The sequence below is a fragment of the Streptomyces sp. NPDC003036 genome (assembly GCF_040611175.1).
GTDB lineage: Bacteria > Actinomycetota > Actinomycetes > Streptomycetales > Streptomycetaceae > Streptomyces.
In genome coordinates, this window is the sequence record NZ_JBEXNO010000014.1 from 49178 (window position 1) to 72601 (window position 23424).

The following is a 23424-nucleotide window of genomic DNA, read 5'->3' on the forward strand; positions in this document are numbered from 1 at the left end:
CTTCTCACGGCTGAGCGGACGGCGGACCCGAGCCCGGACACGGCCTAGACGGTCGCGGTCACCGGGTGCGCGGTGCCGCCCGTGAGGCGCAGGAGTTCCTCGTACGTCGTGGGGAAGACGGTGCGCGGGTGTCCGGCCGCCGCCCAGACGCGCGGGTGGTCGGCGAGCGCGGTGTCGACGACGGTGCGCAGGGGGGTGGGGTGGCCGATCGGGGCGACGCCGCCGATGGCCTGGCCGGTGGCGGCGCGTACCTGCTCGGGGGTGGCGCGGTGGAGCGCGGGCAGGCCGAGGCGGGCGGCGAGGGCGGCTGTGTCGACGCGGTGGCTGCCGCTGGTCATGACGAGGACGGGGGTGCCGTCGGCGTGGAAGACGAGGCTGTTGGCGATGGCGCCGATGTCGCAGCCGAGGGCGGCGGCGGCTTCGGCGGCGGTACGGGCGGAGCCGGGCAGCTCGCGGACGGCGCCGGGGGCGCCGGCCGCGGCGAGCGCGTCGGCGACGAGGCGGCTGCGGGCGGGGAGCTCGCTCATCGGGCGGTCCCTTCGGTGTCGGTGTGGGTGTCGGTGTGGGCGTGGGCGCGGTGGGCCGCCGCGATCACGGCGTGTACGGAGGCGGTGAGCACGGAGGTGTCCCGGCCCACGCCCCACAGGGTGGTGTCCCCGACGCGGCATTCGGCGTAGGCCACGGCGTGGCTGTCGGGGCCGGTGCCGGTGGCGTGCTCGGCGTAGTGGCGGATGTCGACGGGGGTTCCGGCGGTGGCGAGGGCGTCGGTGAGCGCGGAGAGCGGGCCGTTGCCGGTGCCGGTCACCTCGCGTCCGTCGGGGAGCGTGGCGTGGAAGGTGTGGTGTCCGGGGGCGGTTTCGGTGGTGTGCCAGGCGGCGGGGGTCAGCGGGCCCTGCTCGTACGGGGCGAGGTAGGTGGCGTGGAAGAGGTCCCACAGCTGCGGGGCGGTGACCTCCTCGCCGCTGGCGTCGGTGGCGTGCTGGACGACGCGCGAGAAGTCGATCTGGAGGCGGCGGGGCAGGTCGAGCCCGTACGCCGTGTGGAGCAGGTAGGCGATGCCGCCCTTGCCGGACTGGCTGTTGACGCGGATGACGGCTTCGTAGGCGCGGCCGATGTCGGCGGGGTCGATGGGCAGGTACGGGACCTCCCAGGGGGCTTGCTCCGGCGGGACGCCGAGGGCGGCGGCGCGGGCGGCGTGGTGGGCGAGGCCCTTCTTGATGGCGTCCTGGTGGGTGCCGGAGAAGGCGGTGTGGACGAGGTCGCCGGCGTACGGGTGGCGCTCGTGGACCGGCAGGCGGTTGCAGTGTTCGACGGTGCGGCGGACGGCGTCGATGTCGGAGAGGTCCAGCATGGGGTCGACGCCCTGGGTGTGCAGGTTGAGGGCGAGGGTGACCAGGTCGACGTTGCCGGTGCGCTCGCCGTTGCCGAAGAGGCAGCCCTCGACGCGCTGGGCTCCGGCCAGGAGGGCGAGTTCGGCGCAGGCGACGCCGGTGCCGCGGTCGTTGTGGGGGTGGACGGAGAGGACGACGGCGTCGCGCCGCGCCAGGTTGCGGTGCGTGTACTCGATCTGGTCGGCGTAGACGTTGGGGGTGGCGATCTCGACGGTGGCGGGGAGGTTGAGGGTGACGGGGCGGTCGGGTGAGGCGTCCCAGAGGGCGGGGCCGGTGAGGTCGTCGCAGAGCTCCAGGATGTAGTCCGGTTCGGTGGCGTTGAAGACCTCGGGCGAGTACTGGAAGCGGATGTCCTGGGCGGGGCGGGCGTCGGCGAGCTTGGCGATGAGCGTGGCGGCGTCGCGGACGAGGGTGTGGATGTCGTCGCGGCTTCGGCCCAGGACGATGTCGCGCCAGATGGGCGCGGTGGCGGTGTAGAGGTGGACGACGGTGCGGGGCAGGCCGTCGATGGCCTCGAAGGTGCGCTCGATGAGGTCGGGGCGGGCGGGGGTGAAGACGACGACGGTGACGTCGTCCGGTACGGCGTCGCTCTGGGCGAGGTGGCGTACGAAGTCGAAGTCGGTGCGGCTCGCGGAGGGGTAGGCGACCTCGATCTCCTTGAACCCCATGGCGACCTGGAGGTCGAACATGCGGCGCTTGCGCGCCGTGTCCATCGGTTCGGCGAGCGCCTGGTTGCCGTCGCGCAGGTCGACGGGAACCCAGAGGGGGGCGCGGTCGATGGTGCGGGTGGGCCAGGTGCGGTCGGTGAGGGCGGGGAGGGGGACGCGGGCGTGGGCGGGGCGGTAGCGGTGGCTCGGCATGGCGCCGTCGCGCTGCGGGTTCCAGGCGGGGGCGGTGCCGATGCCGGGGGCGTCGGTGGCATGGGTGGCGTATGACATGAAGCCTCTTCTGTCGGACCGGAGTTGACCGGCTGTCGGACCGGAGTTGACCGGCGTGGCTCAGGTCCTGCACGGTCGGTCAGGCCGGATAAGCGAGCGGGGACTGGGGGTCCCCCCAGGCGAAGCGAGGGGGAACGTGCAGCTGCAAGGCGGAGGAAGGATCCTCCCCCGTTGCCCGAAGCGCTACGGGGGCCATGGGCGACTGACGACAACGCGGGCTGGGGGTGCCCCCAGGCGAAGCTCTGGGGGAGTGCGTGCCAGGGCACGAGTGCCCGGCAAGATCGACCGCGCAGGGCCTGACGCCGCGGCGGGGTGCCGGTCGCGTCAGGCCCCGCCGCGGCGGCCGAGAAGGAGACCACGCAGCTTCATGCCGGGTACAGTAATCACGGAACAACTCCTCAGACAAGCTGAGAGGTGAAAGGGATGTCGTCGGGTCTCGGCGCGCTGCGCCCCAGCCCCCTGGTCGAACAGGCCGCGGAGCGGTTGCGCGGACAGATCACGGGCGGGCACTGGCCGGTGGGCACCAAGCTGCCCGGCGAGACGACGCTCGCCAAGGAGCTGGGCGTCGGCCGCTCCACGGTCCGCGAGGCGGTGCGGCTCCTGGCCGGCGCGGGGCTGCTGCGGCCGCGGCAGGGCGCCGGCGTGTTCGTCGTCGCGACCGAGCCGGCGGTGCCGGTGGAGGACTGGGCGACCCGGCTGCGCCGCGCGGCGGTCACCGATGTGTACGAGGTGCGCGCGATGGTGGAGGTGCAGGCGGCGCGGCTGGCCGCGGCGCGCCGTACGGAGGCGGACCTGGCGGCGATGGACGCGGCGCTGGCGGCGCGGACCGAGGCGGCGGGCGGCGACGACGCGGCGTTCGTGGACGCGGACATCTCGCTGCACGCGGCGGTGGTGGCGGCCGCGCACAACCCCGTGCTGACGGACCTGTTCAAGGAGTTCGTGCCCGCGCTGCGGGAGGGCCTGATCGGCCTGGTGCAGCTGCTCGACCTGCGCGAGCGGGAGCCGGGCCACAGCGCCGACCTGCACGCGGAGCTGGTGGAGGCGGTACGCCGGGGCGACGCTGAGGGCGCGAGCGGCGCGCTCCGGGCGGACATGGAGGCGACGCTGGCACTGCTGCACGGCGGGTGACGAAAGTCCGCCCTTTCAGGAGCCCGAGTGCGTCACGCGTCCGGGGCCGAGGCGGTCGCGATGGTCTCGTGGTGGCGGATGACCTCCGCGATGATGAAGTTCAGCAGCTTCTCGGCGAACGCCGGGTCGAGCTTCGCGCTCTCCGCCAGCTGCCGCAGCCGGGCGATCTGGCGGGCCTCGCGGGCCGGGTCGGCCGGGGGCAGGTGGTGCCGGGCCTTGAGGTGGCCCACCCGCTGGGTGCACTTGAACCGCTCGGCCAGCATGTGCACGACCGCCGCGTCGATGTTGTCGATGCTGGCCCGCAGCTCGGCCAGTTCCTCGCGGACGGAGTCGTCAACGGTGCCACCGGTCCCGCCGGTGCCGCCGATGCCGTCGATGTCGCTGGTGCTCATGATGAGCGAGCTTAGACGGGACCGGACCCGATCGTCGGCGGGTGTTCGGGATCTGGAACGCGGGTGCTCCAGCCGCCGGGCACCGTACGCCCCTGCTGCTCGCGGAAGCGGATCGGCGCGGTGCCGACGCGCCGGGTGAACAGCCGCGAGAAGTACGCCGGGTCGTCGTAGCCGACGCGGCGCGCGACCGCTGCGACGGGCAGCTCGGTGCCGGCGAGGAGCTCCTTGGCGCGGCCGAGCCGGATGCCGAGGAGGTAGTCCTTGGGGCTGCACCCGGCGCCGCGCCGTACGGCCGTCCGCAGCTCGGCGGGGGTCATGCCGTGCCGGGCCGCGTGCTCGGCGACCGACAGGGGCTGGAAGGCGTCACGGGCGAGGGCCTCCAGGACGGGGTCGCCGTCGGCGTTGGTGTCGGCGCGGGCGCGGCGCAGGGTGACGAGGAGTTCGTGGACGGCGGCGGCGGTCTCCACCTCCAGGAGCGGGTTGCCGCGCCGGGCGGCGCGCGCGATGCGGCCGATGACGGAGCGGGCGGGGCCCGCGTCGGCGAGCGGCACGACGGGCCGGTCGGGCTCGATGTAGCCGAGCTCGGTGTACGTGGCGGTGACGGGCCCGGTGAAGTCGACGAAGCCCTCGTCCCAGCCGGTGGCCGGGTCGGGGGCGTAGTGGTGCGGAACGCCGGGGGTGAGCCAGAGCAGCGCGGGCGCGGTGACGGTCAGGCGCCGCCCGTCGGGGCAGCGGTACCAGCCGCCGCCCGCGTTGATCACGACGGCGACGTGGTGGTCGAGGGTGCGGGGGCCGACCGTGGGCAGGGTGCCGTGCTGGAGGCCGACACCGAGGCAGACCAGGCCGAGGCGCTGGTGGAGCGGGCCGGGCGTGAAGAAGCGCATCCAGGTGTGGTACATGCCCCGCTCCTCCCGACGAACCGTTGGCGAACCGTTTTTGCGTCCAACCAGCGCTGATCTTTGTCCATGGACCGGCCTGCCGCCAGAGGGCGACAGTTGCTCGCGGAACGTGATCAGGAAAGGGATGGAACGGTGGCCGAGTTCACGGTGGGTGACGACGACTTTCTGCTGGACGGCAGGCCGGTGCGGCTGCTGTCGGGCGCCCTGCACTACTTCCGGGTGCACGAGGAGCAGTGGGGCCACCGGCTGGCGATGTTCCGCGCGATGGGCCTGAACTGCGTGGAGACGTACGTCCCCTGGAACCTGCACGAGCCGGAGCCCGGCCGCTACCGGGACCTGGAGGCCCTGGGCCGGTTCCTGGACGCGGTGCGGGCGGCGGGCCTGTGGGCGATCGTGCGGCCGGGCCCGTACATCTGCGCGGAGTGGGAGAACGGCGGGCTGCCGCACTGGCTGACGGGCCCGCTGGGACGCCGGGTGCGCACGCGGGACGCCGCGTACCTGGCTCACGTGGACCGCTGGTTCCGCGTGCTGCTGCCGCAGGTGGTGGAGCGGCAGATCGACCGGGGCGGCCCGGTGGTCCTGGTGCAGGCGGAGAACGAGTACGGGAGCTACGGCTCCGACCAGGGCTATCTGCGGCACGTCGCGGATCTGCTGGAGGCGTGCGGGGTGACGGTGCCGCTGTTCACGGCGGACGGGCCCGAGGACCACATGCTCACCGGCGGTTCGATCCCGGGGGTGCTGGCCACGGCGAACTTCGGGTCGGGCGCGCGGGAGGCGTTCGGGGTGCTGCGGCGGCACCGGCCGCGCGGGCCGCTGATGTGCATGGAGTTCTGGTGCGGCTGGTTCGACCACTGGGGCGACGGGCCCGCCGCGCGGGACGCCGGTGACGCGGCGGCGGCGCTCGCGGAGATCCTGGAGTGCGGGGCCTCGGTCAACGTGTACATGGCGCACGGGGGCACGAGCTTCGGCGGCTGGGCGGGGGCGAACCGGTCGGGGCCGCTGCACGACGGTGCGCTGGAGCCGACGGTGACGTCGTACGACTACGACGCGCCGATCGACGAGGCGGGCCTGCCGACGGCGAAGTTCTGGGCCTTCCGGTCGGTGCTGGAGGCGTACGCGGAGGGCGGCGGCCCGCTGCCGGACGTGCCGCCGCCGCCCGCGCGGCTGGCCGCGCCGGTCCGGGCCCCGGTCTCGGGCTGGGCCCCGCTGCCGGAGGTCATGGAGGCGCTGGGCGACGAGGAGTGGGCGGGTCCGGTTCCGCCGACCTTCGAGGAGCTGGGCGTGGACCGCGGCCTGGTGCGCTACCGGCTGCGGCTGCCGGGGCCCCGGCAGCCGTACCCGCTGTCGGTGAGCGGGTTGCGGGACCGGGGGGTGGTGTACGTGGACGGGGTCCGGGCGGGTGTGCTGGACACGGAGGAGGCGGCGCTGGCGGAGCCGGTGGCCGGGCCCGCGGAGGTGGAGCTGTGGGTGGAGTCGCTGGGGCGCGTCAATTACGGGCCGCGGCTCGCGGAGTCCAAGGGCATCACGGGCGGGGTGCGCCATGAGCGCCAGTACGTCCACGGGGTGCGGGCGCGGGGGCTGCGGCTGGACGCCTTCACGGCGGAGGCGGTGGGGAAGGTGCCGTTCGCGGAGGTGCCGTCCGGGGAGGTGCCCTCCGGGGCGTGGCCGGGGGCCGGGGAGCCGGGCCTGTACCGGGCGGTCGTGGAGGTGGCCGGCGGGGCCGCCGGTGACGCGGCGCTGGAACTGCCCGGCTGGACCCGGGGGTTCGTCTGGGTCAACGGCTTCTGCCTGGGCCGGTACTGGAGCGTGGGGCCGCAGATGTCGCTGTTCGTACCGGGGCCGGTGCTGCGGGAGGGCGCGAACGACGTGTGGGTACTGGAGCTGGAGGGCGCCGGCGCCGCCTCCGTACACCTGTCGTGACGGGAGTGGCGGGCCGCTCACCGGACCGGCCCGCCACTCCCCTACCCGCTATCCGCTAGAGGGTCGAGGCCGCGGACTGGATGGCGGCGGCGAAGGTGGACACCTCGGTGTAGACGCCGGGGTAGTTCGGCCGGGCGCAGCCCTGGCCCCAGCTCACGATGCCGACCTGGATCCACGCCCCGGTGTTGTCCTTGCGGAACATCGGGCCGCCGGAGTCGCCCTGGCAGGTGTCGGTGCCACCCTGGGCGTAACCGGCGCAGATCTCCTCGCTCGGCACGAGCTCGTTGCCGTACGACTGCTTGCAGCTGGTGTCGGAGACGAACGGCACCTGGGCCTTGAGCAGGTAGCGCTGCTGGCTGCCGCCCTCGCGGGCCGCGCCCCAGCCGGCGACGGTGAAGGTGCCGCTGTTGTACGTCGTGGTGGAGGCGATCTTCAGGGTGGGCAGGTTGATCGGCTGGGCCAGCTTGATCAGCGCCCAGTCCTTGCCCTTGCCGTTGTAGCCGGGGGCCTGGAGGACCTTGGTCGACTTCACCTTGATGGCGCTGGCGCTCTGGAGGTCCACGACACCGGCGGTGGCGGTGATGCTGGTGTTGTTGCCGGAGCCGCTGACGCAGTGGGCGGCGGTCAGGACAATCTGCTGGGTGTAGAGCGCTCCGCCGCAGCCCATGGAGAGCCGGACCATCCACGGGAACTCGCCCTGCGCGGCGGGGGTGCCGCCGACGACGGGCTGCGGGGCGGCCTGGGCGGCGCCCGCCGAAAGGGGCTGGAGGCTGACCGCGGCGAGTATGACGGCACCGGCGGCCGCGCATCTCTTGAACATGCCAAGGATCTTGTTCAACTGTCTGCCTTTCGTGGGGGGTTGAGCCTAGCGCGCACGTGACGCGCCGCCGCCGCCCGGCAGTTGGGTGACATGGGCTCGTCAAGGCGTGGTCCGATTGTCCGGAGCGGATCATGAGCCCCACAAGAGCGACTTTTCGGCCACTGTGCCGCCCGGTCGGCGCCGTACAGTTGAAGGAGGTCGACGTCGTGCTTGGGGGTACGGGACGTGGCGAACGGCAGCGGCAACGACAGCGGTGACAGCGGCAGCGGCGGGCCCGGTGGCGGAGTCGGCGGCGAGGTCGTGCACGGCTACCCGCACCTCGACACCGTGCGGGCCGCGATCACGGCGGTGTACCGGCGGCTGACCCCCGAGGGCCTGTACGCGTACGCCTCCAGCGTCGCCCCCGCCGACGTGGCCTTCGCGGACGCCGACGACCTGCATCTCGGGGCGCAGCGGGTGGCCGGCGCGCTGGTGCGGCAGCTGCGGCTGCCGGAGGCGCGCATGATCGTGAGCTTCCGGGGGATGCGGCACGCGGCGAGCGTCGAACTGGCCTCCGGGCCGGAGTACTTCATCGAACTGAACGACCGGTTCCGCACGCATCGGCGGGACATCGGGGCGGCGCTGGCCCACGAGATCACGCATGTGCTGCTGCACCGGCTGGGGCTGAGCTTCCCGGGCACGCGCGACAACGAGATCCTGACGGACACGGCGACGACGTACCTGGGCGCCGGGTGGCTGCTGCTGGACGCGTACCGCGAGGACGGCGTGTCCAGCCAGAAGCTCGGCTATCTCACGCCGGAGGAGTTCGGGTACGTGCTCGCGAAGCGCGCGCTGGCCTTCGGCGAGGACCCGTCGCCGTGGTTCACCAGCCCGCAGGCGTACACGGCGTACACCCGCGGCCGCGCGGAGGCCGTCGGCGACGGCCGCCGGCCCCCGCTGACGGCCGCGGGGTGGGCGGGGCGCCACCGCTACGCGAAGGACCGCCGCTACGCCCAGGACCACCCGGGCGCGGCGACGGGCCTGCCGTACGCCTTCGAACACGACGGCGGGGACGCGGGGTTGCGCGTCTCATTCCCCTGCCCGACGTGCCAGCAGCGCATCCGGGTCCCGGTGCGGGGCCGGGTGCGGGCCCGGTGCGGGCTGTGCCGGACGGTGCTGGAGTGCGACACCTGACGGTGTCTCCGCGACCGGGTTCAGCAGGCGTGGTCGACGAGGTCGAAGGACGCGTAGTGGTCGGCGGTGTAGTAGTCCTCCCGGGGCGCGTCGCCGGTGACGATGCGGCGGGCGCCGCGGTCCGGGGAGCCCGGGGTGACGACGGTGTACTCGTGGTAGTAGCCGGAGGCCCGCTTCGGCAGGATCCGTTCGCGGTTCTGGAAGACGGAGCCGTCCTGGCGGTACGGGTAGGGGCCGCCGTCCTCGATGAGGCCGAGCGTGTCGTGCGCCTGGGGCGGCAGGGCGGAGTAGCAGATGTCGCCGACGGCCGTGGCGGCGTAGGCGGCGCCCGAAGTGGGGGGTGCCGCAGGGGCGTTGGCGGCGGCCGGGCCGACGAGGAGGGTGGAGAGCAGGGCGGCGGCACCGCCGAGCAGGCTGAACCGTGGGGGGATTCTCATGGGCCCATCATGGAGCGACTGGGCATGACCACGTCAGCTACACTCTCCGGCTCTTTTCCCGATCTCGACCGCACCTTCACTCAGCGGGCTCCGTCGTGCCGCCGCACCAGCAGGGTGCCCAGCGCCGTGCGTGCGTGGAGGACCGACTTGCCGGCGCGGACCGTGGTGATCAGGCCGGCGCCGCGCAGGGCGGCGGCGGGGGCGGAGGCGGTGGCGTTGCTGACGCGCAGGCGGCGGGCGAGCCCGCTGGTGGTGTGCCCTTCCCCGAGCAGGAGCAGGACGTCCAGGCGGGTGCGGCCGAGGACGGCGGCCAGGGCGTCCTCCGTGCCGGGCGCTTGCGCCTGCGTGAGCGGCAGGCCCGGGCCGGCGGCGTAGGTCAGGTGGAGGGGGCCGTCGGGGGCGTCGGCGAGAAGGGGGTGTCCGGTCCAGTGGAAGGTCGGCAGGAGGACCACGCCCCGGCCGCGCAGCCGGATGTCCCGGTCCTGGTCGGAGGCCCCGGAGTCTCCGGGGTCTCCGGGGTCTCCGGGGCCTCCGGGGCCTCCGGGGCCTCCGGGGTCCTGCCACTCCCAGACGCCGTCGCGCAGCCGGCTGCCCGGGACGAGCGCGGTGAGGGCGGCGCCGACGCCGTGCTCGGCCGTCGCCAGGGCGTGGCGGGCGAACTCCCGCTGGTGCAGGTCCCGCACCTGCTCCCACACCGGCCGCACCACGGTCTCGAACGCCGCGTGCTGGGCGCGGCGCAGCACCTGCCAGGCCGCGGCGTCGCCGCGGTGCAGGTCCCGGACCCACGGCGGCGCCGGGGCGGGGTGGGTGGCGTACACGCGCTCGATCTCGGCGCGGACCACCTCGGGGCGCGAGGCGCGAACGGTGTCGAGGGCCTCCTCCAGCGTGTCGCCGAACACGTCGAGGAAGCGGGGCGCCCGCCCTGCGGGCACCAACTCCCCCAGCGGCTCGACGGCGGTCGGCAGGGCGCGGAGCAGCCGTCCCCGCCAGCGCCCGAAGAGGGGGCCGCCGTCGGGGTGGAACATCGTCATGAAGGCCGCGTTCAGCTCCTGGAGCGGAGCCGGCCGCGCCGTGAACCGCACGCGCGCGAAGTCCTCGGCGGTGAAGTGGATCCGGATCACTGCTCTCCCCCGGCGCCCGACGCACCGGCCGGGGCCGCCGGCTTCCGGGGCGCGGGCCACACGTAGCCGAAGCCGGTGCCGCGCACGGTGAGAGGCCGGTACGCGGCGTCGTGCGGGTAGGCGGCGTCGTGCGGGTACGCGGCACGCCGGCCCGGGCTCAGGCTCAGGCCCCGGCGCTTCAGGCCGTACAGGAAGAAGGGCAGGCCCGCCGTCCACATCAGCGCTGCCGCGATCAGGCCGCCCAGCAGGAAGGTGCCGAGGCCGGAGACGTGGAGCGTGGGGCGCAGCGCCGTGCTGAACCAGGAGACCAGCCACAGCGCCAGCGCGCCGCCGGCCACGGAGCCCGCCACGAGGAAGGGCAGGGACCCGAGCACCATCGGGCGCAGGGCCGGCCACCCCAGGTCGTGGGAGAGCGTGTACCCGGTCCCGAGCGCGGAGAACAGCACGGCCATCGCGGTCATGGCGAGAAGCGACCGCCACCCCTCGTCCGCCTCCAGCCGGACTCCGTCGAGCGCCGGCACGAGGAGCCACAGCACCCCGAAACACACGAGCAGGCGGCCGAGCCGGCCCACCGCTCCTTCGGCCCTGCCCTTCGCGGTGAGCGAGCCGCGCAGTGCGGTGACCGCTATGCCGAGGAACAGCTCCACCACGGCGACGGCCACGTACGACCAGAAACCGGCGATGCGGAGGGGAAGGCCCAGCAGTCCGCACACGGCCTCCGCCAGCCACCACTGCAAGGGCCCCAGCACCAGCACCCCGCCCACCATGGTGACGAACAGCAGGCAGGAGACGGGGCCTTCGTGGCGGCGTGCGGCGTCGGTGCGCACGAGCCGGGGCAGTCCGCCCTTCAGGGCCCGGCCCGGCAGGAGGGCCAGGAGCCCCAGCGCCAGAACGATCAGTACGACCGCCATCTGCCGCCCGGCCGGGCCGCCCAGCTCCACCCCACGCGTGGCCTGGGCCGCGCCCCAGGCGGTGGCGCCCCCCGTGACGAGCCACCACGCCGCCTTCGTCACCCGCTCGCGCATCGCCGCCCCCCTCGCACGGGAACCCCCTCCCCCATGCTGGGGGCAGCGCCCCGCTTTGTGAATACGCCGGATGCGTCGGCGCGTTCGGCGACGCGTTCGGCGCGTTCGGCTCCTAGGCGGCCGTACGGCGGCGGCGGCCACCGCCGTTGCCGCCCGCACGGTCGCGGCGGGGCGCGCCCTGGGTGCTCGCCGCGGCGCTCGCCGCGCCGCTGCCCGCGCCCTGGCCGCCGCGGCGGGGGCGGCGGCGCCGTGCGGACTTGTCGCCCTGGCCGGCCGCCTTCGGGGCCTGCTCGGGCTGCGGCACCTCGATGGTGACCGGTACGCCGGACGGCTCCCGGGCGCCGGTGAGGCGGGCCAGCTCCTCGTCGGAGGACTTCACGCGGGCGGCCTGCGGCGTGATGCCCGCGTGGGACATGAGGCGGCTCATGTCCCGCTTCTGCTCCGGCAGGACGAGCGTGACGACGCTGCCGGACTCGCCCGCGCGGGCGGTGCGGCCGCCGCGGTGCAGGTAGTCCTTGTGGTCCGTGGGCGGGTCGACGTTCACGACGAGGTCGAGGTCGTCGACGTGGATGCCGCGGGCCGCGACGTTCGTCGCGACGAGCGCGGTGACCCGGCCGTCCTTGAACTGCTCCAGCGTGCGGTTGCGCTGCGGCTGCGAGCGGCCGCCGTGCAGACCGGCGGCCCGCACACCGCTCGCGAGCAGGCGCTTGACCAGGCGGTCCACGGAGCGCTTGGTGTCCAGGAAGAGGATCACCCGGCCGTCGCGGGCCGCGATGCGGGTGGTGACGGCCTTCTTGTCGGTCTCGTCGGCGACGTACAGGACGTGGTGCTCCATGGTGGAGACCGCGCCCGCGGACGGGTCGACCGAGTGCACGACGGGGTCGGTGAGGAACATCCGCACCAGCCGGTCGATGTTCTTGTCGAGCGTCGCCGAGAACAGCATCCGCTGCCCGTCCGCCTCGACCTGCTTCAGCAGCGCCGTGACCTGGGGCAGGAAGCCCATGTCGGCCATCTGGTCGGCCTCGTCCAGGACGGTGACGGCCACCCGGTCGAGGCGGCAGTCGCCGCGCTCGATGAGGTCCTTGAGGCGGCCGGGCGTGGCCACCAGGATCTCGGCGCCGCGCCGCAGGGCGCCCGCCTGCTTGGTGATCGACATGCCGCCGACGACGGTGGCGATCCGCAGCTGCACGGAGGTCGCGTACGGCGTGAGGGCGTCGGTCACCTGCTGCGCGAGCTCGCGCGTGGGGACCAGGACCAGCCCGAGCGGGGCCTTCGGCTCGGCGCGGCGGCCCGCGGTGCGGGCGAGCAGGGCGAGCCCGAAGGCGAGGGTCTTGCCGGAGCCGGTGCGCCCGCGGCCGAGGATGTCGCGGCCCGCGAGGGAGTTCGGCAGGGTGGCGGCCTGGATCGGGAACGGCTCGGTCACGCCCTGGGCGGTGAGCGTCTTCAGGAGCGCGGCCGGCATGTCGAGGTCACCGAAGCCCGCGGCCGGCGGCAGGGCGGGGGTGGCGGTCTCCGGCAGCGCGAACTCGCGCGGCGGCGCGATCACGGTGCGGGCGGCGCCGGCGGTGGCGCGACCGGCACCCGCGGTGGCGCGGGCCTTCGTGGCGCGGTTGCGGACGGGGCGTTCGGGTCGGGTCATGCAGCAGCCTTCGCTCTCGGGGCTCTCAGGGCTCTTGGGGCCTGGGACGGCGCAAGCCGGGACCCGCACCTGCGGTGGCAGGGTGCGGGTCCCGGCTGCGGGAAATCGCGTCAGGCGATCAGGCGGGGAGGATGTTCTCCGCCTGCGGGCCCTTCTGGCCCTGGGTGACGTCGAAGGTCACCTTCTGGCCTTCCTGGAGCTCACGGAAGCCCTGGGTGGCGATGTTGGAGTAGTGGGCGAAGACGTCGGCGCCGCCGCCGTCCTGCTCGATGAAGCCGAAGCCCTTTTCCGAGTTGAACCACTTCACGGTTCCAGTAGCCATGATTTTTCTCCTGAATGGTGTCGGGGCCCCATCCGGAGAAAACGCCGGTAAAAACGATGAATGCGCCTGAGGATCATTTCCGCTCAGGCGCACATAAAGTTCATGGGTACCAAAACTGCAACACGGCAACCGTAGCACGCCGCCCCGGTCTGTGCCGGGCCGGTCGCGTGACCTGTGCCACTGTGCGGGGATCATACCGCCGGGTCGGTGCTTTCAGTCGCGAGCGCGGCGCAGGGCCTGGTGGACCGCCCACACCACGGACACCAGCGGCACCGCGACCACGGCGCCCAGCACGCCCGCCGCGATGGCGCCGCCGATGATGGCGAAGGGGACCACGACGGGGTGGAGCCGGACGGCCCAGCTCATCACGAGCGGGTGGAGCACATGGCCCTCCATCTGCCCGCTCCCCGGCCACCGCCTCCCCCACCAGGGCCAGGACACCCAGCAGGAGCACGATGCTCACCAGCAGCGAGACGGCCACCGCCACCGGCCGCGGCAGCACCCGCGCCAGCAGGTCGACGGCCGGCCGGAGCATCGCCGTCACCACCAGCCCGCTGCGATGGGCGGGCAGGCCGGACGCGGGGGACGGGCCGCGGGTCGGTGGACACCCCTTACTTAAGGTGTTTCAGAACCGCAGCGGGTCCGGCCGGTACGGGTTCGCGCCGATGTAGCGCGTCTCGCAGGTGGCGGTCGCGCCGCCGGGGGCCGGGTGGCAGAGGCGGAGGGTCAGGCGCACGACGCCGCTCGGGTCGGAGGCGGTGATGTCGCGGTACTCGGCGGTCGTGCCGCAGCCGCCGGTGTTGTGCCGGTCGCCGAGCGGGACGGTGCGGCCGGCGCCCGTGGTGACGGTGAGGGTGGCGTAGACCGTGCGGTCGTCGCAGGTGGCGTCCGTGACGGTGAGCGTGCCGCCGGTGAGGATCTGGCGGTCGGTCCAGGTGTACTGGAGCCGTACGCGGTCCCCCCAGCTCGCCGTCACCTCGCTGGTCGCCGTCGTGTCGGCCCGGCCCGTGCCGGCCGCTCCCAGTGTGAGTGCGGTCGCCGCGGCGACCACGAATCCTGCGCGGCGCATACGTGTCTCCCATCCGGTAGCCGGTACCGAGGAGCAGCACTACCCCCGTCGCGCCCCGGCGTCCCGGCGACCGGGGTGGGAATCACGCGTTGGGCGCAGTGGATGCCGCCACCAGCGCGGCCAGGGAGGTACGGGCGGACTGGAGGTCCGCGATGCGGTGCTCGATCTCGTCGAGGCGGGCGACGAGCAGCGGGCTGAGGCACGGCTCGACCTCGGCGTCGCTGCCGCAGACGCAGTCGAGCACCTCGCGGATCACCTTGGTGGGCAGGCCCGCCTCCAGGAAGGTCCGGATGCGGCGCACGGTCTGCGGGGCGTCGCCGCCGTAGACCCGCTGGCCGCCGGCCGTGCGCCGTGCGTCGAGGAGGCCCTGCTCCTCGTAGTAGCGCAGCAGGCGCACGCTCACCCCGGTCCGGCGGGACAGCTCTCCGATCCTCAACGTGATCCCCCTCACAGGCACTTGAAGCTCACATGGGTGTGAGCTCCTAGCGTTCCGGCCATGACGAACAACAGCATTTTCCAGCTCGGCGGAGATCTTCCCGTACGGCGCCTCGGCTACGGCGCCATGCGCCTCGCGGACGCCCCCGGCGGGCCGGCCGGAGCCGAGGCCCGCATATGGGAGGCGCCCGCCGACCGGGCGGCGGCGGTCCGGCTGCTGCGTACCGCCGCCGAGTCCGGCGTGGAGCTCTTCGACACGGCGGACGCGTACGCGCTGGGCGCGAACGAGGAGCTGCTCGCCGAGGCGCTGCAGCCGTACCGGGAGGGCGTGGCCGTCGCCACGAAGGTCGGTGTGGTGCGGCCGTCGCCCACCGAGTGGGTGCCGCTCGGGCACCCCGCGTACCTGCGCCAGCAGGCGGAGCTGAGCCTGCGCCGCCTGCGTACCGACCGGATCGACCTGCTGTACCTGCATCGGATCGACCCGGAGGTGCCGCTGGCCGACCAGGTCGGGGCGTTGAAGCGGCTCCAGGAGGAGGGCAAGGTGCGGCACATCGGGCTCTCCGAGGTGAGCGTGGAGCAGCTGAAGGAGGCGGAGGAGGTGGCTCCGGTCGCGGCCGTGCAGAACCTGTACAACCTGGCCGCGCGCGACCACGAGGCGGTGGTGGACCACACCGCCGAGCGCGGGATCGCGTTCGTACCGTTCTTCCCGATCGCGATGGGCGACCACGCCGGGCCGGGCAGCCCGGTGGCGGCGGTGGCGGCGGAGCTGGGCGCGACCCCGGCGCAGACGGCGCTGGCCTGGCTGCTGCACCGCGCGCCGCACATCGTGCCGATCCCGGGCACGACGTCCGTCGGCCATCTGCGGGAGAACCTCGCGGCGCTCGACGTCGCCCTCACCGAGGAGCAGTTCCGCCGGCTCGACCGGCCGTGAGCGTCAGCTCCGTACGATGCCCCGCGCCCGCGCCGCCGCCAGCCAGGAGGGGAACTCGCCGACCAGCCGGTCGTACAGCTCGGAGTCGGGGACGCGGCGCGGGTCGGTGCCCGCGTGGAAGAAGCCGGCGTTGTCGACGCGGCGCTTCGCGGGGACGGCGAGCTCGTCGAGCTTGCGCAGGAAGTCGAACTGGCGGCTGCCGGGGTCGCCGAAGCCGACGAACTGCCAGAAGAGCGGCAGCTCCGCCGCCTTGCAGAGGTAGCGCTCGGCGGCGAGCTTGTTGATGGGGCCGCCGTCCGTCTGGAAGACCACGAGCGCGGGGGCGGTGGCGCCGCTGTCGAGGTAGTGGTCGATGACGGCGTCCATGGCCAGGTGGTAGCTGGTCTTGCCCATGTGGCCGAGCCCGGCCACGATCCGGTCGATGCGGCCCTCGTGCTCTCCGAGGGCGATGTCGGTCTCGGCGTCGACGTCCGTCGAGAAGAAGACGACCGGCACCCGCCCGTCGTCGTCCAGGTTCGCCGACAGGCCCAGCACCCGCTCGGCCAGCGCCTGCACGCTGCCGTCCTGGTAGTACGGCCTCATCGATCCGGAGTAGTCGACGACCAGGTAGACGGCCGCCCGCTCGCCGCTCAGCCCGTGCTTGCGCAGCGAGACGGCCGCGGTCTTGTAGAGGCCGACCAGCGCGGGCGCGGTCTCCTCGACCTTCTGGAGGCTGAGAGGCATACGGAAAGACTAGAAGACCGGGAGACCGTCAGACCTCCTCCCCCAGAGGCAGCCGCCGGACGCCCGGCAGGTACTCGTCCTGGTCACCCCGTGGGCCTCCCTGGCGACCCTGCTCTGGTTCGAACGCTGCCGCTGGCACGGCACGCGCATCGCGCTGGGCCGCTTCATGGGGACGAGCCTGGTGCTGGCGGTGACGGGGACGGTGGGGGCGCTGGTGGTGACGGGTAGGGGGCGCCCGCGGGGGCGGTTCCGTGCCTGTGGGCGCCCGCGGGGGGGCGGTTCCTGTCGGTGCGGGGTCCGGGGCGGGGCCCCTCCGGGTGGTACCCGAGCTTAGGCAGGCCTGATCGCTGCCACCAGGGCGCATCGGGGGCACACGGCCCCGGACAGGGCGCAGCGCCTGCCATCGATCCGGTCGGGGACGGCGGCAGGCGCTGCTGTGTTCCGCACGCCGTTGTACGGGACGATGAGGGGTGCCTCGGCCGGGAAGCGGCCGGGGCCGGTGTGTGCTGGTGGGGCGCCGCCGAGCCGTCGGAGGACGCCGCGTACGCCATCGTACGCGGCGCCCGGCCGAAGGCTCGGCGCGGGGTGGTCTAGACCGTGCGGGGCCTGGACCGTGCGGGCGTCAGACCGTCAGCGCGCGGGCCCATTCCTGACGCCCCTCTCGCACCGCTCGGCCGCAAGCGGCCTCCCGGGCTTCGAGGGGCTGCGCCGGCCTCCGGCCGGCGACTCGGGCGCGGCTAGACCGTCAGCGCGCGGTCCGTCGGGCGGATCGGGGCCGGGAGCTCGCTCACGCCCGTCAGGTAGCGGTCCACGCCGCGGGCGGCCGAGCGGCCCTCGGCGATGGCCCAGACGATGAGCGACTGGCCGCGGCCCGCGTCGCCGGCGACGAAGACGCCGTCGACGTTGGTCGCGAAGTTCTCGTCGCGGGCGATGTTGCCGCGCTCGTCGAGCTCCAGGCCGAACTGCTCGACCAGGCCGTTGGAGCGGTCCGTGCCGGTGAAGCCCATCGCGAGGGTGACCAGCTGCGCCGGGATCTTGCGCTCGGTGCCCGGCTTCTGCTCCAGCTTGCCGTCCTTGAACTCGACCTCGACGAGGTGGAGGAACTGGACGTTGCCGTCCTCGTCGCCCTCGAAGTGGGTGGTGGAGACGGAGTAGATCCGCTCGCCGCCCTCCTCGTGGGCCGAGGTGACCTTGTAGAGCATCGGAAAGGTCGGCCACGGCTGGTTGGCGTTCCGCTCCTCGCCCGGACGCGGCATGATCTCCAGCTGCGTGACGGACAGCGCGCCCTGGCGGTGGGCGGTGCCCACGCAGTCCGCGCCGGTGTCGCCGCCGCCGATGACGACGACGTGCTTGCCCTCGGCGGTGATGGGCGGCTGGACGAAGTCGCCCTCCTGCACCTTGTTGGCGAGGGGCAGGTACTCCATCGCGAAGTGGATGCCGTTGAGCTCGCGGCCCGGGACCGGCAGGTCGCGGGAGACCGTGGCGCCGGCGGCGATGACGACCGCGTCGTACCGCTGGCGCAGCTTCGCGGCGTCGATGTCGCGGCCGATCTCGATCTCGGTGCGGAACTTGGTGCCCTCCGCGCGCATCTGCTCGATGCGCCGGTTGATGTGCACCTTCTCCATCTTGAACTCGGGGATGCCGTACCGCAGCAGACCGCCGATGCGGTCGGCCCGCTCGTACACGGCGACCGTGTGACCCGCGCGCGTCAGCTGCTGCGCGGCGGCGAGGCCCGCCGGGCCGGAGCCGATGACGGCGACGGTCTTGCCGGACAGCCGCTCCGGCGGCTGCGGGGTGACGTCACCGCTGTCCCACGCCTTGTCGATGATGGAGACCTCGACGTTCTTGATGGTGACGGCGGGCTGGTTGATGCCCAGCACGCACGCCGCCTCGCAGGGAGCGGGGCACAGCCGCCCGGTGAACTCCGGGAAGTTGTTCGTGGCGTGCAGCCGCTCGGACGCGGCGGACCAGTCCTCGCGGTAGGCGTAGTCGTTCCACTCGGGGATGAGGTTTCCGAGCGGGCAGCCGTTGTGGCAGAACGGGATGCCGCAGTCCATGCACCGGCCGGCCTGCTTGCTGATGATCGGCAGCAGGGAGCCGGGGACGTAGACCTCGTTCCAGTCCTTGACGCGCTCGGCCACGGGGCGGGTCTTGGCGCCCTCGCGCCCGGTGGTCAGGAAGCCCTTGGGGTCAGCCATGGGTCGCCGCCTCCATCATCTTCTCGGTGGTCTCCTGCTCGGAGAGACCGGCGAGCTCAGCGGCGTCCTTGGCGGCGAGCACTGCCTTGTACGTGGTCGGGATGATCTTGCTGAATCGGGCCACCGCGGTGTCCCAGTCGGCAAGGAGCTTCTCGGCTACGGTCGAGCCCGTCTCCTCCTGGTGGCGGCGCACGACGTCGTGCAGCCACGCCCGGTCGGTCTCGTCCAGGGCCTCGATCGCGCCCACGTTGCCGGAGTTGACGTTGTCCCGGTCGAGGTCGATGACGTACGCGACGCCGCCCGACATGCCGGCCGCGAAGTTGCGGCCCGTCTCGCCGAGGACGACCGCGTGTCCGCCGGTCATGTACTCGCAGCCGTGGTCGCCCACGCCTTCGGAGACGACCAGCGCGCCGGAGTTGCGGACGCAGAACCGCTCGCCGGTGCGGCCGCGGAGGAACATCTCGCCGCCGGTCGCGCCGTACCCGATGGTGTTGCCGGCGATGGTGGAGTACTCGGCCAGGTGGTCGGCGCCCCGGTCGGGGCGGACGATCACGCGGCCGCCGGACAGGCCCTTGCCGACGTAGTCGTTGGCGTCGCCCTCCAGGCGCAGCGTGACGCCGCGCGGCAGGAACGCGCCGAAGGACTGGCCGGCCGAGCCGGTGAAGGTGATGTCGATGGTGTCGTCGGGCAGGCCCGCGCCACCGAACTTCTTCGTCACCTCGTGGCCGAGCATGGTGCCGACCGTGCGGTTGATGTTGCGGATCGCGACCTGGGCGCGGACCGGCTGGGCCTGCTCCGCCGTGTCGGCGGCGAGGGCGTCGGCGGCGAGCCTGATCAGCTCGTTGTCGAGCGCCTTCTCCAGGCCGTGGTCCTGCTGGATCAGCTGGTGGCGCACCGCGCCCTCGGGCAGCTCGGGCACGTGGAAGAGCGGGGCCAGGTCGAGGCCCTGCGCCTTCCAGTGGTCGACGGCCTTGGCCGTGTCGAGCAGCTCGGCGTGGCCGACGGCCTCCTCCAGGGTGCGGAAGCCGAGCTCGGCGAGGAGCTCGCGCACCTCCTGGGCGATGAACTCGAAGAAGTTGACGACGAATTCGGCCTTGCCGGAGAAGCGCTCGCGCAGCACCGGGTTCTGGGTGGCGATGCCGACCGGGCAGGTGTCCAAGTGGCAGACGCGCATCATGACGCAGCCGGAGACGACGAGCGGCGCGGTCGCGAAACCGAACTCCTCGGCGCCGAGCAGCGCGGCGATGACGACGTCGCGGCCGGTCTTGAGCTGGCCGTCGGTCTGGACGACGATCCGGTCGCGCAGGCCGTTGAGCAGCAGGGTCTGCTGGGTCTCGGCGAGGCCGAGCTCCCAGGGGCCGCCCGCGTGCTTCAGCGACGTGAGCGGCGAGGCGCCCGTACCGCCGTCGTGGCCGGAGATGAGCACCACGTCGGCGTGGGCCTTGGACACACCGGCGGCCACGGTCCCGACGCCGACCTCGGACACCAGCTTCACGTGGATCCGCGCCTGCGGGTTCGCGTTCTTGAGGTCGTGGATCAGCTGAGCCAGGTCCTCGATGGAGTAGATGTCGTGGTGCGGCGGGGGCGAGATCAGGCCGACACCCGGGGTGGAGTGCCGGGTCTTGGCGACCCACGGGTAGACCTTGTGGCCGGGCAGCTGGCCGCCCTCGCCCGGCTTGGCGCCCTGGGCCATCTTGATCTGGATGTCGTCGGCGTTGACCAGGTACTCCGAGGTGACGCCGAAGCGGCCGGAGGCGACCTGCTTGATCGACGAACGCCGCGCCGGGTCGTACAGGCGCTCCGGGTCCTCGCCGCCCTCGCCGGTGTTGGACTTGCCGCCCAGCTGGTTCATGGCGATGGCGAGGGTCTCGTGCGCCTCCTTGGAGATGGAGCCGTACGACATGGCGCCGGTGGAGAAGCGCTTGACGATCTCGCTGACCGGCTCGACCTCCTCGATCGGGATCGAGGGGCGGTCGGACTTGAAGTCGAACAGGCCGCGCAGCGTCATCAGGCGCTCGGACTGCTCGTTCACGCGGTCCGTGTACTTCTTGAAGATGTCGTACCGCTTGTTGCGCGTGGCGTGCTGGAGGCGGAAGACCGTCTCCGGGTCGAACAGGTGCGGCTCGCCCTCGCGGCGCCACTGGTACTCGCCGCCGATATCCAGCGCGCGGTGCGCGGAGGGGACGCCGGAGGCGGGGTACGCCTTGGCGTGGCGGGCGGCGACCTCCTTGGCGACGATGTCCAGGCCGGCGCCGCCGATCTTGGTGGCGGTGCCGTTGAAGTACTTCTCGACGAAGTCCTCGTCCAGGCCGATGGCCTCGAAGACCTGCGCGCCGCGGTAGGAGGCGACGGTCGAGATGCCCATCTTGGACATGACCTTCAGGACGCCCTTGCCGAGGGCGTAGATCAGGTTGCGGATGGCCTGCTCGGGCTCCAGGCCCTCGACGAAGGTGCCGGCGCGGACCAGGTCCTCGACGGACTCCATGGCGAGGTACGGGTTGACGGCGGCGGCGCCGTACCCGATGAGGAGCGCGACGTGGTGGACCTCGCGGACGTCGCCGGCCTCGACCAGCAGGCCCACCTGGGTGCGCTGCTTGGTGCGGATGAGGTGGTGGTGCACGGCCGAGGTGAGCAGCAGCGACGGGATCGGCGCGTGCTCGGCGTCGGAGTGCCGGTCGGAGAGCACGATCAGGCGGGCGCCGCCCTCGATGGCGGCGTCGGCCTCGGCGCAGATCTCCTCGATACGGGCCGCGAGGGCCTCGCCGCCGCCGGAGACGCGGTAGAGGCCGGAGAGCGTGGCGGCCTTCATGCCGGGCATGTCGCCGTCGGCGTTGATGTGGATGAGCTTGGCCAGCTCGTCGTTGTCGATCACCGGGAAGGGCAGCGTGACGCTGCGGCAGGACGCGGAGGTCGGCTCCAGCAGGTTGCCCTGGGGACCGAGCGAGGAGTGCAGCGAGGTGACCAGCTCCTCGCGGATGGCGTCCAGCGGCGGGTTGGTGACCTGCGCGAACAGCTGGGTGAAGTAGTCGAAGAGCAGCCGGGGGCGCTCGGAGAGCGCGGCGATCGGCGAGTCCGTGCCCATGGAGCCGATCGGCTCGGCGCCGGTGCGGGCCATCGGCGCGAGGAGGACGCGCAGTTCCTCCTCGGTGTAGCCGAAGGTCTGCTGGCGGCGGGTGACCGAGGCGTGGGTGTGGACGATGTGCTCGCGCTCGGGGAGGTCCTCGAGCTCGATGATGCCCGTCTCCAGCCACTCCTGGTACGGGTGCTCGGCGGCGAGGGCGGCCTTGATCTCGTCGTCCTCGATGATGCGGTGCTCGGCGGTGTCGACGAGGAACATCTTGCCGGGCTGGAGGCGGCCCTTGCGGACGACCTTGGCGGGGTCGATGTCGAGGACGCCGACCTCGGAGGAGAGGACCACGAGCCCGTCGTCGGTGACCCAGTAGCGGCCGGGGCGCAGACCGTTGCGGTCGAGAACCGCTCCGACCTGGACGCCGTCGGTGAAGGTGACGCAGGCCGGGCCGTCCCAGGGCTCCATCATCGTGGAGTGGTACTGGTAGAAGGCGCGCCGGGCCGGGTCCATGGAGTCGTGGTTCTCCCACGCCTCGGGGACCATCATCAGGACGCTGTGCGGCAGCGAACGGCCACCGAGGTGGAGCAGCTCCAGCACCTCGTCGAAGGAGGCGGAGTCGGAGGCGTCCGGCGTGCAGACGGGGAAGATCCGCTCCAGCTTCTCCGCGCCGAAGAGGTCGGAGGCGAGCTGCGACTCGCGCGCCCGCATCCAGTTGCGGTTGCCCTTGACCGTGTTGATCTCGCCGTTGTGCGCGATGAAGCGGTACGGGTGGGCGAGCGGCCAGCTCGGGAAGGTGTTGGTGGAGAACCGGGAGTGGACCAGGGCCACGGCGGTGGCGCAGCGGCGGTCCGACAGGTCCGGGAAGAAGGGCTCCAGCTGACCGGTGGTGAGCATGCCCTTGTAGACGATGGTGCGGGCGGAGAGCGACGGGAAGTAGACCCCGGCCTCACGCTCGGCGCGCTTGCGCAGCAGGAACGCCTTGCGGTCCAGCTCGATGCCGGCACTGGTGCCGTCGCTCACGAAGAGCTGGCGGAACTCCGGCATGGTGGAGCGGGCGGTCGCGCCGAGCAGCTCGGGGGCGACGGGGACCTCGCGCCAGCCGAGGACCGTGAGGCCCTCCTCGGCGGCGATCGCCTCGATCCGCTCGACGGCCTGTGCGGAGCCGTCGGCGGGGAGGAAGGCGATGCCGACGGCGTACTCACCGGCTGCCGGGAGTGCGAAGTCGGTGACCTCGCGGAGGAACGCGTCCGGAACCTGGAGCAGGATGCCGGCGCCGTCGCCGGAGTCGGGCTCGGAGCCGGTGGCGCCCCGGTGCTCCAGGTTGCGCAGAACGGTCAGCGCCTGCTCCACCAGCGCGTGGCTGGCGACACCGGTGAGGGTGGCAACGAAGCCGACACCGCAGGCGTCGTGCTCGTTGCGGGGGTCGTACATACCCTGCGGGGCGGGGCGACCGTCCATGGGCGACCAGGCGTCGGAACGCATCGGCTCTCCCGTCGTCGTCGTGGCATATGCAGTGCCAGAGGGACGACGTTGGCCCTCCGCGAAATTCGTGCAAGTTACATGATGGAACGTTTCTCGGAACGCGGATAGTTCATTCCAACATGCGGACACCGCGTGCAGCGGTGGAGTGCTTTCCAGGTGCGGCTGACCGGCATCCGGCGTCGTCGGCCGTCTGCGCGTCCTGGTGAAAGGGGTGCGGGCTTCATTGCCCGCAGCGCTAACGGCTCATGCCCGCTGATGAAGGAATCGAAACCGCCGCGTTACGGCTGAGTATGCGCCGCGGTGCATAGTGT

At 73.0% G+C, this 23424-nt stretch carries 19 protein-coding genes and 2 pseudogenes; 5 read left to right on the forward strand and 16 right to left on the reverse strand.

Annotation, left to right across the window (positions count from 1 at the left end):
• Positions 1–44 precede the first annotated feature (44 nt).
• Positions 45–527 (reverse strand): YbaK/EbsC family protein, encoded by a 483-nt coding sequence (locus ABZX67_RS12930; protein ID WP_355358259.1) that lies wholly within the window; start codon positions 525–527, stop codon positions 45–47.
• Positions 524–2329, reverse strand: a complete 1806-nt coding sequence (leuA, locus tag ABZX67_RS12935; RefSeq protein ID WP_355358261.1) for a 2-isopropylmalate synthase — start codon at positions 2327–2329, stop codon at positions 524–526. Before leuA ends, ABZX67_RS12930 begins: the two co-directional genes overlap by 4 nt.
• A 423-nt stretch (positions 2330–2752) precedes the next feature.
• Between leuA and ABZX67_RS12940 the strand changes: the two genes are divergently transcribed.
• Positions 2753–3457: an FCD domain-containing protein gene (locus tag ABZX67_RS12940; protein ID WP_355358264.1), complete on the forward strand. Its 705-nt coding sequence runs from the start codon at positions 2753–2755 to the stop codon at positions 3455–3457.
• Positions 3458–3489: 32 nt separating this feature from the next.
• Here the strand turns inward: ABZX67_RS12940 and ABZX67_RS12945 are convergent, their stop codons facing one another.
• Both ABZX67_RS12945 and ABZX67_RS12950 read right to left on the reverse strand, forming a co-directional pair.
• Complete coding sequence (locus tag ABZX67_RS12945) at positions 3490–3849, reverse strand: chorismate mutase (protein ID WP_355358267.1); 360 nt, start codon at positions 3847–3849, stop codon at positions 3490–3492.
• 11 nt (positions 3850–3860) lie between these two features.
• Positions 3861–4748 (reverse strand): AraC family transcriptional regulator, encoded by an 888-nt coding sequence (locus ABZX67_RS12950; RefSeq protein WP_355358270.1) that lies wholly within the window; start codon positions 4746–4748, stop codon positions 3861–3863.
• Between the two features lie 132 nt (positions 4749–4880).
• Between ABZX67_RS12950 and ABZX67_RS12955 the strand changes: the two genes are divergently transcribed.
• Positions 4881–6668 carry a beta-galactosidase family protein gene (locus ABZX67_RS12955; RefSeq protein WP_355358273.1) on the forward strand — a complete coding sequence of 596 codons (1788 nt, stop codon included), beginning with the start codon at positions 4881–4883 and terminating at the stop codon, positions 6666–6668.
• A 55-nt stretch (positions 6669–6723) separates the two neighbouring features.
• Here ABZX67_RS12955 and ABZX67_RS12960 read toward each other — a convergent pair whose 3' ends face one another.
• Positions 6724–7488, reverse strand: coding sequence for a serine protease (locus ABZX67_RS12960; protein WP_355358276.1), 765 nt, complete (start codon positions 7486–7488; stop codon positions 6724–6726).
• 300 nt (positions 7489–7788) lie between these two features.
• Here ABZX67_RS12960 and ABZX67_RS12965 point away from each other — a divergent pair, with 300 nt between their 5' ends.
• Positions 7789–8661, forward strand: coding sequence for a hypothetical protein (locus tag ABZX67_RS12965; protein WP_355358508.1), 873 nt, complete (start codon positions 7789–7791; stop codon positions 8659–8661).
• Between the two features lie 20 nt (positions 8662–8681).
• Here the strand turns inward: ABZX67_RS12965 and ABZX67_RS12970 are convergent, their stop codons facing one another.
• The 8 genes and pseudogenes from ABZX67_RS12970 to ABZX67_RS13005 all read right to left on the reverse strand — a co-directional run bounded on the left by ABZX67_RS12970 (position 8682) and on the right by ABZX67_RS13005 (position 14710).
• Positions 8682–9098, reverse strand: a complete 417-nt coding sequence (locus tag ABZX67_RS12970) for a ribonuclease domain-containing protein (RefSeq protein ID WP_355358279.1) — start codon at positions 9096–9098, stop codon at positions 8682–8684.
• 80 nt (positions 9099–9178) lie between these two features.
• Entirely contained in the window at positions 9179–10219 is a 1041-nt protein-coding gene (locus tag ABZX67_RS12975; RefSeq protein WP_355358282.1) for a helix-turn-helix domain-containing protein, read from the reverse strand.
• Entirely contained in the window at positions 10216–11244 is a 1029-nt protein-coding gene (locus ABZX67_RS12980) for a hypothetical protein (protein ID WP_355358285.1), read from the reverse strand. Before ABZX67_RS12980 ends, ABZX67_RS12975 begins: the two co-directional genes overlap by 4 nt.
• A gap of 112 nt (positions 11245–11356) precedes the next feature.
• Positions 11357–12883 (reverse strand): DEAD/DEAH box helicase, encoded by a 1527-nt coding sequence (locus ABZX67_RS12985; RefSeq protein WP_355358288.1) that lies wholly within the window; start codon positions 12881–12883, stop codon positions 11357–11359.
• 118 nt (positions 12884–13001) lie between these two features.
• Positions 13002–13205 (reverse strand): cold-shock protein, encoded by a 204-nt coding sequence (locus tag ABZX67_RS12990; protein WP_042152846.1) that lies wholly within the window; start codon positions 13203–13205, stop codon positions 13002–13004.
• A 213-nt stretch (positions 13206–13418) separates the two neighbouring features.
• Positions 13419–13695 (reverse strand): annotated as a pseudogene (locus ABZX67_RS12995) (AI-2E family transporter); the annotation flags it as partial.
• A gap of 135 nt (positions 13696–13830) precedes the next feature.
• On the reverse strand, positions 13831–14274 hold the full coding sequence (locus ABZX67_RS13000; protein WP_355358293.1) for a hypothetical protein: 444 nt from the start codon (positions 14272–14274) through the stop codon (positions 13831–13833).
• An 82-nt stretch (positions 14275–14356) separates the two neighbouring features.
• Positions 14357–14710, reverse strand: a complete 354-nt coding sequence (locus ABZX67_RS13005; RefSeq protein ID WP_355358296.1) for a MerR family transcriptional regulator — start codon at positions 14708–14710, stop codon at positions 14357–14359.
• 60 nt (positions 14711–14770) lie between these two features.
• Here ABZX67_RS13005 and ABZX67_RS13010 point away from each other — a divergent pair, with 60 nt between their 5' ends.
• The gene (locus ABZX67_RS13010) at positions 14771–15640 is read left to right on the forward strand and encodes an aldo/keto reductase (RefSeq protein ID WP_355358299.1); all 870 of its coding nucleotides are present in this window, start codon (positions 14771–14773) and stop codon (positions 15638–15640) included.
• A 3-nt stretch (positions 15641–15643) separates the two neighbouring features.
• Here ABZX67_RS13010 and ABZX67_RS13015 read toward each other — a convergent pair whose 3' ends face one another.
• Complete coding sequence (locus ABZX67_RS13015) at positions 15644–16363, reverse strand: VWA domain-containing protein (protein WP_355358302.1); 720 nt, start codon at positions 16361–16363, stop codon at positions 15644–15646.
• Between the two features lie 79 nt (positions 16364–16442).
• Between ABZX67_RS13015 and ABZX67_RS13020 the strand changes: the two are divergent.
• Positions 16443–16577, forward strand: a pseudogene (locus ABZX67_RS13020) (arsenic transporter); the annotation flags it as partial.
• Between the two features lie 523 nt (positions 16578–17100).
• Here ABZX67_RS13020 and ABZX67_RS13025 read toward each other — a convergent pair.
• Both ABZX67_RS13025 and gltB read right to left on the reverse strand, forming a co-directional pair.
• The gene (locus ABZX67_RS13025) at positions 17101–18561 is read right to left on the reverse strand and encodes a glutamate synthase subunit beta (RefSeq protein WP_355358305.1); all 1461 of its coding nucleotides are present in this window, start codon (positions 18559–18561) and stop codon (positions 17101–17103) included.
• The gene (gltB, locus tag ABZX67_RS13030; protein WP_355358308.1) at positions 18554–23113 is read right to left on the reverse strand and encodes a glutamate synthase large subunit; all 4560 of its coding nucleotides are present in this window, start codon (positions 23111–23113) and stop codon (positions 18554–18556) included. The genes ABZX67_RS13025 and gltB overlap by 8 nt, the downstream gene beginning before the upstream one ends.
• Positions 23114–23424: the final 311 nt, after the last annotated feature.

Coding starts and splice junctions, on each gene's coding strand:
- ABZX67_RS12930 (WP_355358259.1), bottom strand. CDS start 527: ATGAGCGAGCTCCCCGCCCGCAGCCGCCTCGTCGCCGACGCGCTCGCC.
- leuA (WP_355358261.1), bottom strand. CDS start 2,329: ATGTCATACGCCACCCATGCCACCGACGCCCCCGGCATCGGCACCGCC.
- ABZX67_RS12940 (WP_355358264.1), top strand. CDS start 2,753: ATGTCGTCGGGTCTCGGCGCGCTGCGCCCCAGCCCCCTGGTCGAACAG.
- ABZX67_RS12945 (WP_355358267.1), bottom strand. CDS start 3,849: ATGAGCACCAGCGACATCGACGGCATCGGCGGCACCGGCGGGACCGGT.
- ABZX67_RS12950 (WP_355358270.1), bottom strand. CDS start 4,748: ATGTACCACACCTGGATGCGCTTCTTCACGCCCGGCCCGCTCCACCAG.
- ABZX67_RS12960 (WP_355358276.1), bottom strand. CDS start 7,488: ATGTTCAAGAGATGCGCGGCCGCCGGTGCCGTCATACTCGCCGCGGTC.
- ABZX67_RS12970 (WP_355358279.1), bottom strand. CDS start 9,098: ATGAGAATCCCCCCACGGTTCAGCCTGCTCGGCGGTGCCGCCGCCCTG.
- ABZX67_RS12980 (WP_355358285.1), bottom strand. CDS start 11,244: ATGCGCGAGCGGGTGACGAAGGCGGCGTGGTGGCTCGTCACGGGGGGC.
- ABZX67_RS12985 (WP_355358288.1), bottom strand. CDS start 12,883: ATGACCCGACCCGAACGCCCCGTCCGCAACCGCGCCACGAAGGCCCGC.
- ABZX67_RS12990 (WP_042152846.1), bottom strand. CDS start 13,205: ATGGCTACTGGAACCGTGAAGTGGTTCAACTCGGAAAAGGGCTTCGGC.
- ABZX67_RS13000 (WP_355358293.1), bottom strand. CDS start 14,274: ATGCGCCGCGCAGGATTCGTGGTCGCCGCGGCGACCGCACTCACACTG.
- ABZX67_RS13010 (WP_355358299.1), top strand. CDS start 14,771: ATGACGAACAACAGCATTTTCCAGCTCGGCGGAGATCTTCCCGTACGG.
- ABZX67_RS13015 (WP_355358302.1), bottom strand. CDS start 16,363: ATGCCTCTCAGCCTCCAGAAGGTCGAGGAGACCGCGCCCGCGCTGGTC.
- ABZX67_RS13025 (WP_355358305.1), bottom strand. CDS start 18,561: ATGGCTGACCCCAAGGGCTTCCTGACCACCGGGCGCGAGGGCGCCAAG.
- gltB (WP_355358308.1), bottom strand. CDS start 23,113: ATGCGTTCCGACGCCTGGTCGCCCATGGACGGTCGCCCCGCCCCGCAG.